The following is a 13,426-nucleotide window of genomic DNA, read 5'->3' on the forward strand; positions in this document are numbered from 1 at the left end:
GATAGAAATTATCAGTTGATTGCCACATTTGCAGCTACTGCAATCTGGTAAATGATTTGGGTAATATCTTTAACTGCTTGTAAAACCTTTGTGTCCACCTTTGGCAACACTAGGATCTGATCACCAGGCTTTATTTGGTAGTTTGTTTCTTCAACAAACCAATGGCTGTCGTCGGCACTCACAAAAGAAGTCAAACCATTGGCATGGACAATAGCAACTTGTTCAACATTAGCTCTTTCACTGTATCCCCCTGACCAAGCCACATAATCAGCAATACTAGCGTTGGAACTGTATACAATAGCCTGTGGAAGTAAAACTTCTCCAGAAACCTGTACCAAATCGGTATTTTGCGGAATGACAATTTCGTCACCCTGTTCCAGTCTTACATTCGCAATCTGTCCATCTACGCTTAGTACAACTTTACCTAAAGGTTTTACACTTCTTGCCCTTTCTACAAATTTCATCACCAACTGCGCCTCTTGGGCTCTTATACGTGACTCTCCGTCAGATGCAGCCGGAGCAGTAAACACGCTTCTCTCCAGTCGTTGTAACGAAAGTTCTAAAAGCTGTTTTTGTTGTTCTACAACACTTTTGCGTTTTATATAAATGGAATCAATATTTGCAAGAGCAGGATCAACTTCGATGTGGTCTAACAAATCTTTCAGCCGCACATCCTTTTTTACGGTATAAAATGATGGACCAACATAGCTGCCGGAAATTTGCACACTAATCACTTGAGGGCGCAGATCATCATTAAATAACACGATATCTCCATCTGATACCGGAAATTCAAGGAACTCCTCTAGTGGAATGTAAACTGATATAGGGCCCAATGTTCGATTCCCATTAACAGCGACATGACTTGTTTTACTAAGAGGTCTGGCGTAATACACCAAATCTTTTCCATTAGAATGATTTTGGGTTAACTCGAATTTAAATGGATAGCGCGCAGCCCCTTCAACAGTTATAACAGGACCTTGCTCAGAAACCAGGATGACATCGTTATCTTTAAAGGTAAAAGCTGGTAATTTACCTTCTCGTAAAAAATCATAGAGGTCATAGCTGATCAATGTTTGATTGTCTCTCAAAACGGAAATTCGACGATAGCTTCCTCTATCAGGATCAACTCCGCCAGCCCGATTAAGAAAATAAAGGACGGATTCACTTGGAAGACCTGCATATTGGCCGGGGCGAATAACTGGACCAGATACGTATACACTAATCGGGGTCGCAGTAAGCAGATTAACGTAAATATTGACGTTATTGGTATAAACCGATTTTATTCTACTAGTTACAACTTGATTGAGTTCGCTAGCCTTAATATCCATTACTGATACCGGCCCAATCTGTGGAATAAAGATATTTCCCTGATTATCAACAATGAAAACTTCTGCCAACTCCACAGTCCCCCATAGCTGGACAGATATTTTGTCACCGGGAGCAATTAGATAGTCAGGGTTAAGCCCGTCTCCACGGCTCGTTTCTAGACCCTGCTTAAATAAGTTAGCACCAAAGGGTTGGGGTTGCGTATTGGTAGACACTTCATCAGAAGGAATATAGCCGTCATTAATATTGTGAGATTTAAGACTGCCTTGTTGTTGCATATACTTCGACAAATCAACAGATTGATTTTGAACGGGTACGTTAGCCCGCTCAATAGCTGTATTGTTAGCTGTCGTTTGTGCCCAGCCAACATTCAACAAATAAAACCACAAACAAATAAAACCGACTACCTGACAAAAATAGAGTCTAATTTTTCTCATTGCGATCTACTCACAAGTTCATAAAACGCGGCTTGAGATTCAGTAATTGGGTTAACTTGATACCAGTGGTTAGCATCACTACTTTTACAAACAATTTTATACTGACCTGTCGCGAAGTCACCACCTATCCAATGTAGTTGTCTACAAACTGAGCCGTTTGCCGATGTATACTTTTCTCCCAAAGCCACATTATATTGATTAACCATGACTTGCGTGCCAGAACTAGCCTCATTCAGAATCCGTGTTAGTTCCGGTGAGAAACCGTCCAGTCCTTTACTTATATTTGACGTAGGCTCAGAGTCAGAATGTTTTTGATGAGTCAACGCACAACCGCTTAACAAAAAAAGACTAAAAAGTAATATGAATATTTGCTTCATATGCAAAAGTAAAAAGAGTTGAGTGCGAGCATAATGATAAAGTTTGTCCAACAGAACGGTTCGAGTCAGTATACAACAGGCTATATTAGATAAAAACTGCTTTACATTTAACGAGTTAATATACTGCGTTCAACAATAAATAGATGTGTTACCCAATTAAGCTGCGCTTAATCAGACGAAGTTGACGTAAAATCATCCAAATATTTTGGATGATATAACTATAAATAACTAGTAAGACAATAAAAGACCAGCACATTATATATTCTGGGACATGGATTATTTCACCAATAATTCCAATACCCGCATATGTTGCTCCAAGCAATAAAATAGCGATTAAAGTAGCTCTAGAAGACAAACCTGCCCGCATAAAAATATAATGTAAATGTTGTTTGTCAGGTCTAAGAACCGACTGACCTTTTTTAGCACGACGGTACATTATTGCAGCCATATCCATAAGAGGTAAGCCAACCAACCAAACTGCAGTGATTGGTCGCATAGATGAATGCGAGCCTTGTGTATATTCTACCAATAGCCACACAATAGTCAGGCCAATAAACATACTACCCGAATCACCCATAAATATCTTATTGCCTTTAAATCCCTTAATACTGAGATTAAACGCCAAAAAAGGTACTAAAGCTGCAATAACCAACATCGGTCCCATTATTTCTGTCTCATTATTAGACAATAGAAGTAAAACAACTACCCCGAGCAAAACAATAAGACTCATTCCACCTGCTAGACCATCGATACCATCCATCATGTTAAACGCGTTGATCACGCCAACAACACAAACAAGAGTAAAAAAATAACCTAATAACCCCAAATTAATATCACCAAAACCAATAATATCACCCAACGATGTGACATAATTTTGGGCGCTCCAAGCCATAATTGCCGCCACTCCAAACTGACAAATAAGACGTCCTTTAGGGCTTAATTCAAAACGATCATCAAGCATTCCCAACAATACAATAAACGCTGCCGCTGTAAAAAACATGGGATCATTTCGCAACCATACATCAGTTGCAAAACTGGACACTAAAATGGAGAAAAACATCGCCAAACCACCAGTAAGTGGAATAATGCCTTTATGGTCTTTACGAATTCCAGGCTGATCAACCAAGCCCCATTGGTGGGCAACAGGGTTCATAACAACGATAAGTAATACGGCTACAAAAAATGCCATAAAAAGAGGGGTAAATTCCAGATATGCAAACATGCTAGTTGTAACTTCCTATTATATTAAGCGTCCATATCAGCCTAAGTCGTACTATCGAAAGAATTGATAAAAAATGTATAGGCGATTGTTTAAAAGTCATTCTTTCTTCAATAATTAGGTTGTGTAGCCAATTTACGACAGTTTTCCACTGACAAATGTAAACATTACAAGCGTAAAGAAGCCATTCGCTAAGCTTTTATCATAGTAAGGATGGTAACAAAGATGTATTACTTTTTACTAGTTTATTCGTGTTAGTAAATTGATCCAAATTGTTATCATTTTTTCACACCATAGTTAGATGATCACTAGTATAGACATTGCGAGAAAGCAATACTTGAGCTTATTCTAGCTAAATAGCTTGATAGTACGATTTATGATTATGCTCACAAATTATTTTTAGACACTATCACTTTGTAGCGTGGAAAATACTCAGATCATTCCCGCATTTCTTGCTTTTCCACGGCAGCAACGGTATAACCGCTCGGTTTAGTTTTATAACTATTTTGATAAACGGAGCGTGTTTATCTTTCATCTTCACCGTTGTTGAGAAATGAAAATGTCTCAATCAAGGCGTAAACAGTGTAGTTTAGTCATCTAAATAAATCTGTTTACTGACTTTGTTTAAAAAGAGTGGGAGTGAGGGATTTTCAGACTCAACCCAAAGGGCTGGGGCTATTTTTCCTTCTCACTTCGTTATCAAACGCTTAAAGAGAACCACTCTTCGCGCGTTTTCTGCCTTGTGGTTAAGAAAAAATAGCCGCCAGCAGTGATGAAGATGAAAGATAAACACGCTCCCGTCATTATTATAATAAGTCAATCAAAAAAGAATTAGGGGTACAAAATGTCTGAGACCACTGAAGATCTCTACGTAGGGTCACAGCAACGTAACTTGATGGGTCATCCTGTCGGGTTGTCGATCTGCTTTTTAACCGAGATGTGGGAACGTTTTTCCTATTATGGAATGCGCACCATTCTGGTGTTGTATCTGGTGAAATACCATTTATACAGCGCTGGCGAAGCCAGCATGATTTACGGTGCATACGCCGGCTTAGTCTATATGATGCCCATCATCGGTGGTTATATGGCAGACCGCTACCTGGGCAGCCGTAAAGCTGTTACCTATGGCGCCATATTGCTGGTGGCTGGACATGGTTTGATGGGGTTTCATGGCCCGGCATCCTTTATGGATGGCGACAGCGTAGTCCGCAATGATCTCTATATTAATATCTTCTTTCTGGCATTAGCGCTGATTATTACCGGTGTTGGCTTTCTCAAAGCTAATATTTCCACTATTGTGGGCGCGTTATATGGACCTAATGATCCCCGTCGTGACGGTGGTTTCTCAATATTCTATATGGGGATCAACCTTGGCTCGTTATTCTCTACCGCGTTAGTCGGTTATGTGGGAGAAACCTATGGCTGGAACTACGGTTTCGGTCTGGCCGGTATCGGTATGTTATTCGGTTTACTAGTGTTTTTATGGGGACAACGTTATCTGGATGGCCGTGCCGAACCCTCCAATCCTGCCATTTTAAAAGAAAAATCGCCGATTGGTTTAAATAAGGAATACACCATTTATCTGTTCGGCCTGGCGCTGGTCGCGGTTAGCTGGGTATTGATGCAGTATCAAACTTTTGTCGGCTCTCTACTCGGTGTGTCCGGTTTTGTAATGATTGCAATTATCCTGATTTATGCCTTTACCCAATGCACCACGGTCGAGCGTAACCGTATTATGGTGGCGTGCTTTTTGATTGCTATCCAGTCGGTTTTCTGGGCCTTGTTTGAACAGCAAGCGGCCAGCTTGACCTTACTCGCCGACCAACAATTTGATTTGAATGTACTAGGCATGAACTTTCTGGCTTCACAAGTACAGCTACTAAATGCCCTGTTTATTGTCGTGTTAGCCCCAGTTATGGCCTGGTTATGGGTGGCGTTAGCGAAAAAACATGTTGAACCTTCTACTCCCGGAAAATTCGGCCTTGCCATGTTATTAATCGGCCTGGGTTATATTGTTTTTGCCTGGGGTATGGGTATGGATGACAGCACCAACAAGAGCTTTATCTGGCTGGTCTTTATCTACTTGTCGTTAACAGTAGCTGAGCTGTGTTTAAGCCCGGTAGGCTTATCTATGGTCACTAAACTCAGTGTCAGCAAGATTGTCGGCATGATGATGGGAACCTGGTTCCTGTTTACCGCGTTAGGTAATTATGTGGCAGGCTGGATCAGCTCATTAACCGGCAGCAGCGCACATGGCGCTGATAGCGGTCAACTGGATATCGCAGCCACTATCAGTGTGTACAACGATATCGGTTTAATCAGTGTCGGAGTGGGTGTATTTATTCTGGCGCTGACGCCATTGCTTAAAAAAGGCATGCACGGCGTGCATTAAAAACCCCTGTTAATCAGTTCAAAAAGCCGGATAATTGTCCGGCTTTTTTGTATCTAGAGACTGTTTATGCGCCTGATATTTTCCAGTAAGCAAATCCCTCAATTGCAATCCCTGTCGCTGGTGGAACGCATCGAAAAACTCGATCAGGCCGGTAAAATGCTGACTCTACCGGAAAAACTGCTACTAAATATACTTAAACTGGTGATTCTGGTACCGGTATTTTTTCTGTTACTACGAGTGGGTCAAAACTGGTCGGTGATGTTGTGGATGCTATTGCTGCTATTGTGCTTTCCTTTACTGATCAAGCCATTACAATATGGTTTAAGCGAGAAATATCTGTCAGAAGTATTGAAAGGGTCAAAGCAAATATGAATATATTAGTTACCGGAGGTGCCGGTTATATAGGCAGCCATACCGTATTACAGCTGCTGGAAGCGGATTATCAGGTGATAGTGCTGGACAACCTGTGTAATGCCAGTGAGGAATCACTGCGCAGAGTAGAAAAAATCACCGCCAAGAAAGTCACTTTTATTCAGGGCGATATCTGTGAGGCCGACACATTGCGCTCATTGTTCAAGCAACATCAAATCGATTCTGTTATCCATTTTGCCGGTTTAAAGGCCGTAGGTGAATCGGTACAACAGCCACTGAAGTATTATCGTAACAACGTGATGGGTTCAGTCACATTATTTGAAGTGATGGCTGAATTCGGGGTTAGAAATCTGGTATTTAGTTCTTCTGCCACCGTTTACGGCGATCCTATTAGCCTGCCGTTAAATGAAGGTATGCCCGAAGGTAAACCGACCAACCCCTACGGCCAGTCCAAATTGATGATCGAAAATATCCTCAAGGATGTGTATGTATCGGATAATGACTGGAACATAGCCTTGCTAAGATATTTCAATCCTGTTGGCGCTCATTCTTCCGGATTGATCGGTGAAGATCCTAACGGTATTCCCAATAACCTGATGCCTTTTATTGCCCAAGTTGCGGTAGGTAAACGCGAAGCACTTTCGGTGTTTGGTAATGACTATCAGACTCAGGATGGCACAGGAGTGCGCGACTATATTCATGTAGAAGATTTGGCCAATGGCCATCTAAAAGCGATTGAAAAACTGCAACAGAAGGTCGGTCTGGTCACCTATAACCTTGGCACCGGTGTCGGTTATTCGGTACTGGATATGGTCAAAGCCTTTGAACAGGCCAGCAGCCAAAAGATCGCCTTTAATATTTGCCCTCGTCGCGGCGGTGACGTGGCTGCCTGTTATGCCGATGCCAGCCTGGCAGAGACGGAATTAGGCTGGAAGGCACATAAAGGTATTAGTGAAATGTGTGCAGACACTTGGCACTGGCAGTCAAAAAATCCCGATGGCTATAAATAACCTGAATTCGGGATACCCCTTTTCACTCGGCAAGCCTGGTATAAACTTGTCGAATGGTTCAGGTCTGGGGCTGGTATGAGAAACCGATAGTCGAAGGCTGAATCGATTAATTCACCCTTCGACAGCTCATTCTTCGCGCTCAGGGAGAACAGAAATAACCTTAGATATAATTTTACGCTCGTAGCTCGTAGCTCGTAGCTCGTAGCTCGTAGCTCGTAGCTCGTAGCTCGTAGCTAAAATACCCTACACATTTTGCACATACCAGGGCATGGTCAGGCTAATGCCCTCAGCAATACGATATTGGGGTTCATAACCTAGCAACGACTTGGCCTTACCAATATCGGCCTGCGAATGACGTACATCACCGGCGCGAAAATCCTGATAGACAGGCTCGGCGGAATAGTCAATATCCTGTTGTTGCAACGCATTTTTTATTGCGCTGAATAATTCGTTTAATGTCGTCCTGTCGCCCACCGCCACATTAAACACTTCGCTCCCCCCTAAAAGGGTTGTTGACGCCAGCAGATTAGCCTGGACAACATTGTCGATATAGCAAAAATCGCGACTGGTTTCACCATCACCGTTAATTGCTACTTTGTCATTTTTGGTCATCGCCGCAGTCCATTTAGGAATGACTGCCGCATAGGCTCCATCGGGGTCCTGACGACGCCCAAATACGTTAAAATAACGTAAGCCGGTGGCATGGAAACCATAAGAGCGGGCAAAAACATCCGCATAAAGCTCGTTGACATATTTGGTCACAGCATAAGGAGAAAGCGGATTACCGATGTTTTCTTCCACTTTGGGCAAAGCAGGATGATCACCGTAAGTGGAGCTGGACGCAGCATATACAAATGATTCCACTTGCTGTTCCCTGGCAGCAATCAGCATATTCAAAAAACCGCTGATATTCACTTCATTAGTGGTAGCAGGGTCATTAAGTGACCGGGGAACCGAACCCAATGCCGCTTGATGCAATACGTGCTGAACGCCACTGACTGCATTCTTGCAAGTCTCGACGTCACGTATATCGCCTTCAATCATCTGAAAGTTTTGCCATTGCTGGTCGCTGACCAGTCCTTGTACTTCATCCAAATTCTTCTGATGACCGGTAGCAAAGTTATCCAGCCCAACCACTTGCTGATTAAGTTTCAACAACGCTTCTAGCAAATTGGAACCAATAAATCCGGCCACGCCTGTTACTAACCATTTACGCTGTTGCTTGTCTAGCTGCTGTTTAAGCTGCTCAAATCTGCTCATGCTGATTTCCTTGTCGTGTTTATCTGAAGGCGATTACAAATTATCCAGATAGGCATCAATATCTTCGTTTAAATCCTGCTCTTCCTGGCTGGTTTCGATCTTGCCATCCAGTATTTTAAATTGCTGATCCTGAAAATAGACATTTTTGATTAAGGCATATGGATCAACCGCATCCCTCAACAATTGTTCCTGATCGACAAATGACGCTCTTTTTTCCAGGGCTTTAATCACGTTAGTCGTCAGTGACAGATATAAAGTAAGATCAAAGGGGTAATAAACCCCTTCTACCACCTTACCAGTACTGTCTCTTGCATCACTGGGGCCTAATGCCGGTAGCATAATAAAGGGACCTGAGCCTATTCCCCACACGCCTAGCGTTTCAGCAAAACTCTCGTCACGTCGCTCGATACCTGCGTCGGTCGCCACATCCAATGTCCCTAATAACCCAAAAGTTGAATTGAGCAAAAAGCGTCCCAGACTAATAAACGAGTCAGCTACTTTACCTTGCAACAGGTTATTGATCACGTTAGCCGGCTCTTCCAGATTAAGCGCAAAATGATACAGTCCTTTACGCGCGAAAGAAGGCATATTCTCGGCGTAAGACAAGCTTACCGGACGCAGAATATTCTTATCCAGCACATCCCAGTTAAAGGACCACATATCCCGGTTGTAGGATTCAAAAGGGTCGCGTTGATCTGCATATTGTTGCGTTTGATTAACATCAGCCTGCTGTTCAACAGATTGACGATTTGCGCACCCACCAAGTAATAAAACAACCACCAATACTGTATAAAGCTTTTTCACTGTGTTACTTCCTGATCAATCATAATTTTCGCTGCAACATTTTGTCCCGGCTGCACAGGTGCAATGATTTCACCCTGAAGATCGCCTGGCGCTTTTTGCACATTTTCGTCTACTGAGATACGCGCAACCAATCTGGCTTGCTTCAAGTCAGACAGTTTGTAGCTAGCTAACATGGCGTTATTATCCGTTAATTCAATACTAACAGGCCATTGTTGCAACGATTGTTTAACCACCGCTGCCGGCATTTGCATGTTTGTTTCAGCATTTTGGGCAAACACCACAACAAAACCCTTGGCAGGGATTTTACTGCGTAACGCCTCATCGACATCAACAGTGATGGTAAATGCAGTTTGCTGTGTGGCCGACTGTCCGGCGTCGCCCCGCAATTCATCAATGCGTTGCTGTAACGATTGATACAGAGGATCGCTTTTAGGTACCTGCAGTAGTAATTTCTGCCAGTTCTGAATCGCCAGAGGTTTATCGTCCAGTTGACTGGCTACAATGGCTAACAAACCCAGTGCATCATAATCTTGCGGATCCTCAGTTAATAATTGTTGCAAATAACCTTTAGCCCGCTGTAACTGTTGAGGCTGGTTGGTCATCGCCAATGTCTGGCTTAAGCTGATTCTGGCACCTTTATGCTCTGGATTGAGTTTTAACGAACGTTCAAATGCCTCAATGGCAGGCTCAACATAACCTATTGCATTGTATACCCGTCCTAATAGCAACCAGGCAACCGCATCTTCAGGTTTATCTCGCAAGGTCGTGCGTAAACCCAAGGCTAAATCGGTTAATTCCTGCTCCGTTACCGTCTGGTCTGCCTGCATCACTGCACGCCTGGCCAAATCAGGAAACTTCTGCATGGCCTGTTGCCAATGCTGCATTTTACCCAATTGACTAGAGTGCCAGTACACGGCGGAAACTAACGCCAGGATCACAACGACACTCCCCCATATCAGCCAATGATATGGGGATTTAACTATCTGCTGTTGCCCTTCGCTAAATTCATCTGCCAAAGCACTTTTAAGCTCTTTTTCTGCCTGGGCACGATCTTCATCCGACAGCAGGTTTTGCTTATGCTCACTTTGCAACTCAGCTAAACGTTGGCGTGTCAGCTCTATATTCATCTGTTGTGGATCGGCAGAAACTCGCTGCTGTTGTTGTTTGGCGCGAAACCAGGGCACCGCAACCATTAAAACCGCTATAAGGACCAGACTAAGCACACCGAAAAAAAATTCCAGCATTATTCTTTCTCCAACAACTTTTCTGCTTTTTCGATGCTAATGGTATCTACTTCGACTATTTTTCTGCGGCGTAACAACAACACAAATCCTGTTATTACAATCAGCAATGGCAAGATCCACAAAATGAGGGTCGCAGCCGTCACCGGCGGCTGATAATAGACAAACTCGCCATAACGCTCTTTCATATAATCCACGACTTTCTGTTTGCTTTGGCCCTGCTTTACCAGTTGATATACTTTGCGCTTGAGATCCAGCGCTACCAACGCATTAGAATCGGCGATATTCTGATTCTGGCATTTAGGGCAACGAAGCTGATGAGACAATTCATTAAATAGAGCCTGTCGCTGTGGATCATCAAACTGGTAGGTTTCTTCTACTGCAAACAGGCTCATACTGCCCAGTAACAGTCCCAGGTAAATCAGTTTTTTCATTGGCGACTCAACAGCTGATAAAGAGGAGCAATTTTTTGCTGCCATACACGAGGATTCACATCACCGATATGATGCAAGCGAATTTTGCCATTCTGATCGATTAAAAAGGTTTCCGGTGCGCCGGTTACGCCTAAATCCAGAGAGTAAGAACGGTCCACGTCAAAAATATTAAACTGGTAAGGGTTACCCAGCTTTTGCAGTCGCTGCTGCACTTCAGCCTGGATTTGTGGCAACGACTTGGCACCAAAATCCGGATCCAGTTCCTGTTCATAATACAGACCGACAATCCGCACACCTTGCTGACGTAACTGGGTTAAATAAGGCAATTCCACCGCGCAGGTGACACACCAGACACCCCAAACATTGAGCAGCGTCACCTGCCCCTGAAACACGGTTTGGTCATAAAATTGCCCGGCATCCATTACATCCGGCAATTTAAATGGCGGGGCTTGCCTGTCTACCTGGCTTTCATTGACATATCTGGGATTAGAAAACAGACCACTTAATAAAAAAGCCGTGATAGCTAAAAAAGCCAGCAAGGGCAAAATAAAAAACCAGTATTTCTTCATACCTGTGCCTCTGCGGGTTTTGGCTGATTCTTACCATCCGAGTGGCGTTTTAGCACCTTGGCCATGCGATAACGTTTATCCGAGATAGACAACAATCCACCCAGGCCCATAATAAAAGCACCTGCCCAAATCCATCTAACCAGCGGTTTGACGTATAAGCGCAAACCCCAGTCGCCATTGCTTAATTGCTCGCCTAGCGCAACATACAGATCCCGGCTAAAACCACTATCGATAGCCGCCTCGGTCATCATCGAACGCTGTACCGGATAAAAACGTTTTTCGGCCTGCATATGCGCAACCTGCTTATCCGCTTGAAACACGTCAACCAGCCCCACATAGCCGCTATAATTTGGTCCCTGTAGTTCATTAACGCCTTTAAAAATAAACTGATAACCGGCTAATTCAGCGCTTTCACCAATAGCCATACGCACATCTTTTTCAACACTATATTGGCTGGTAATAGCAATACCCACCAGCGAAACAGCAAATCCGATATGGCCCGTAATCATTCCCCAATGGCTGCGAGTCAAAGATGATAGGCTGCTAGCTGAAACACCACTTTTACCAACCCGCTGCAACACTTCTTGAACACTGGTGACTGCCACCCAGCAGGCCAGCACTGTTCCTAAGGTTGCCATGTAAGATAGTTCGGAATAGCTTTGATTAATCAATAATGCGGCACTGAGACTGATACCCGAGGCCAGCAATAATTGATTTTTTAATGCTGCGGGCGACTGATTCTTCCAGCGTGACAAAGGACCAACCCCCAGCAAAAACACAAAAGGTACAATCAGGTAGGTAAACATCTGATTAAAAAAGGGTGCACCAATAGAAATCGACCCCAGCCCCAGCTCTTTGTGCACTAGAGGCAACAAAGTGCCCAGCAGCACTACCACAGTCGCCGCACTTAACAACACGTTGTTTCCCATCATCATCACTTCCCGGGAGCAGGGCCGATATTGTCCAACGCTTTTAAAACCCGGGGCGCGGATTGTGTAGAGTAATAACGAGCCGCCAATGGTAAGAAGCAGGATAGCCAGAATAAACAGACCCCGAGTCGGATCACTGGCAAACGAATGTACTGACACCAATACACCGGAACGCACCAGAAAAGTACCCAGCAAACTCATCGAAAAAGCCCCAATCGCCAACAATATTGTCCATGACTGAAACACTTTACGCTTTTCCGTCACCGCCAGAGAATGCAGCAACGCAGTCCCCATCAGCCAGGGCATAAAAGCCGCATTCTCAACCGGATCCCAAAACCACCAACCTCCCCAGCCAAGTTCGTAATAAGCCCACCAACTGCCCAAAGCCAGACCTAAAGTCAAAAATACCCAGGCGGCCAACGTCCAGGGGCGTGACCATCGTGCCCAGGTTGAATCCAGCTTCCCGGAAATCAGTGCTGCCACTGCAAAGGCGAAAGCCACCGAAAAGCCGACATATCCCATATACAACATTGGCGGATGTATAATCATGCCAATATCCTGTAGCAACGGGTTGAGATCCCGTCCATCCACCGGAAAAAAGGGCAACATGCGTTCAAACGGATTGGATGCTATCAGGATAAACAGATAAAAGCTGACCGCCACCAGGCCCAGAATGGATAGTACTCTGGCCACCATGGCAGCAGGCATAGCCCGGCTAAACAATGCAACTGCAGCCGTCCAGATTGAAAAGATCAACACCCAAAGTAAAAAGGAACCTTCGTGCCCTCCCCAAACCGCAGTAATCCGGTAATAAACCGGCAACTGGCTATTGGAGTTTTGCGCTACATAATTCAAGCTAAAATCGTTAGAAACAAATCCCCAGGTCAGACTGATATAGGCAATCAAGGTAAACAGGAATAATCCGATCGCTAAGGGTTTGGCCAGTGCCATCATTTGTGGATGGCTTTTCTGCGCTCCCCACATCGGATACACCGATAGCAGCATTGCCATCAACAATGCCAACACCAAACTGAAATGCCCCACTTCACCTATCAT

11 protein-coding genes are annotated in these 13,426 nt (G+C 44.0%); 3 read left to right on the plus strand and 8 right to left on the minus strand.

All coding sequences use genetic code 11. The annotated features are described in order from the left end of the window. Positions 1–11 precede the first annotated feature (11 nt). A complete protein-coding gene (locus V1467_RS14745) occupies positions 12–1,763 on the minus strand; it encodes a polysaccharide biosynthesis/export family protein (RefSeq protein WP_416305734.1) in 1,752 nt (583 codons plus the stop codon). A 525-nt stretch (positions 1,764–2,288) separates the two neighbouring features. Next, positions 2,289–3,362, minus strand: coding sequence for a UDP-N-acetylglucosamine--undecaprenyl-phosphate N-acetylglucosaminephosphotransferase (gene wecA / locus V1467_RS14750; RefSeq protein ID WP_416305735.1), 1,074 nt, complete (start codon positions 3,360–3,362; stop codon positions 2,289–2,291). Between the two features lie 841 nt (positions 3,363–4,203). On the opposite strand from wecA, the gene V1467_RS14755 reads away from it, so the two are divergent. From V1467_RS14755 to galE, 3 genes are all read left to right on the plus strand, one after another. Continuing rightward, on the plus strand, positions 4,204–5,751 hold the full coding sequence (locus V1467_RS14755) for a peptide MFS transporter (RefSeq protein ID WP_416305736.1): 1,548 nt from the start codon (positions 4,204–4,206) through the stop codon (positions 5,749–5,751). A 66-nt stretch (positions 5,752–5,817) separates the two neighbouring features. Further along, positions 5,818–6,123, plus strand: a complete 306-nt coding sequence (locus V1467_RS14760; protein WP_416305737.1) for a DUF6170 family protein — start codon at positions 5,818–5,820, stop codon at positions 6,121–6,123. Next, positions 6,120–7,133 (plus strand): UDP-glucose 4-epimerase GalE, encoded by a 1,014-nt coding sequence (galE, locus tag V1467_RS14765; protein WP_416305738.1) that lies wholly within the window; start codon positions 6,120–6,122, stop codon positions 7,131–7,133. Before V1467_RS14760 ends, galE begins: the two co-directional genes overlap by 4 nt. 243 nt (positions 7,134–7,376) lie before the next feature. Here the strand turns inward: galE and V1467_RS14770 are convergent, their stop codons facing one another. From V1467_RS14770 to V1467_RS14795, 6 genes are read right to left on the minus strand one after another with little or no spacing between them, the layout of a single operon-like run. Continuing rightward, a complete protein-coding gene (locus V1467_RS14770) occupies positions 7,377–8,393 on the minus strand; it encodes an SDR family oxidoreductase (RefSeq protein WP_416305739.1) in 1,017 nt (338 codons plus the stop codon). A 33-nt stretch (positions 8,394–8,426) separates the two neighbouring features. Beyond that, a complete protein-coding gene (locus V1467_RS14775) occupies positions 8,427–9,197 on the minus strand; it encodes a VacJ family lipoprotein (RefSeq protein ID WP_416305740.1) in 771 nt (256 codons plus the stop codon). After that, on the minus strand, positions 9,194–10,441 hold the full coding sequence (ccmI, locus tag V1467_RS14780) for a c-type cytochrome biogenesis protein CcmI (protein ID WP_416305741.1): 1,248 nt from the start codon (positions 10,439–10,441) through the stop codon (positions 9,194–9,196). The genes V1467_RS14775 and ccmI overlap by 4 nt, the downstream gene beginning before the upstream one ends. Then, positions 10,441–10,872, minus strand: a complete 432-nt coding sequence (locus V1467_RS14785; protein WP_416305742.1) for a cytochrome c-type biogenesis protein — start codon at positions 10,870–10,872, stop codon at positions 10,441–10,443. The genes ccmI and V1467_RS14785 overlap by 1 nt, the downstream gene beginning before the upstream one ends. Beyond that, positions 10,869–11,441, minus strand: a complete 573-nt coding sequence (locus V1467_RS14790; RefSeq protein WP_416305743.1) for a DsbE family thiol:disulfide interchange protein — start codon at positions 11,439–11,441, stop codon at positions 10,869–10,871. Before V1467_RS14790 ends, V1467_RS14785 begins: the two co-directional genes overlap by 4 nt. Next, positions 11,438–13,426 carry a heme lyase CcmF/NrfE family subunit gene (locus tag V1467_RS14795; RefSeq protein WP_416305744.1) on the minus strand — a complete coding sequence of 663 codons (1,989 nt, stop codon included), beginning with the start codon at positions 13,424–13,426 and terminating at the stop codon, positions 11,438–11,440. Before V1467_RS14795 ends, V1467_RS14790 begins: the two co-directional genes overlap by 4 nt.

It is taken from the genome of Neptunicella plasticusilytica (genome assembly GCF_047922965.1).
Taxonomy (GTDB): Bacteria; Pseudomonadota; Gammaproteobacteria; order Enterobacterales; family Alteromonadaceae; genus Neptunicella; species Neptunicella plasticusilytica.

What these genes read in the sequence shown, in the direction of transcription:
- V1467_RS14770 (WP_416305739.1), bottom strand. Translation starts at nt 8,393, where the DNA reads ATGAGCAGATTTGAGCAGCTTAAACAGCAGCTAGACAAGCAACAGCGT.
- wecA (WP_416305735.1), bottom strand. Translation starts at nt 3,362, where the DNA reads ATGTTTGCATATCTGGAATTTACCCCTCTTTTTATGGCATTTTTTGTA.
- galE (WP_416305738.1), top strand. Translation starts at nt 6,120, where the DNA reads ATGAATATATTAGTTACCGGAGGTGCCGGTTATATAGGCAGCCATACC.
- V1467_RS14795 (WP_416305744.1), bottom strand. Translation starts at nt 13,426, where the DNA reads ATGATAGGTGAAGTGGGGCATTTCAGTTTGGTGTTGGCATTGTTGATG.
- ccmI (WP_416305741.1), bottom strand. Translation starts at nt 10,441, where the DNA reads ATGCTGGAATTTTTTTTCGGTGTGCTTAGTCTGGTCCTTATAGCGGTT.
- V1467_RS14755 (WP_416305736.1), top strand. Translation starts at nt 4,204, where the DNA reads ATGTCTGAGACCACTGAAGATCTCTACGTAGGGTCACAGCAACGTAAC.
- V1467_RS14760 (WP_416305737.1), top strand. Translation starts at nt 5,818, where the DNA reads ATGCGCCTGATATTTTCCAGTAAGCAAATCCCTCAATTGCAATCCCTG.
- V1467_RS14790 (WP_416305743.1), bottom strand. Translation starts at nt 11,441, where the DNA reads ATGAAGAAATACTGGTTTTTTATTTTGCCCTTGCTGGCTTTTTTAGCT.
- V1467_RS14785 (WP_416305742.1), bottom strand. Translation starts at nt 10,872, where the DNA reads ATGAAAAAACTGATTTACCTGGGACTGTTACTGGGCAGTATGAGCCTG.
- V1467_RS14745 (WP_416305734.1), bottom strand. Translation starts at nt 1,763, where the DNA reads ATGAGAAAAATTAGACTCTATTTTTGTCAGGTAGTCGGTTTTATTTGT.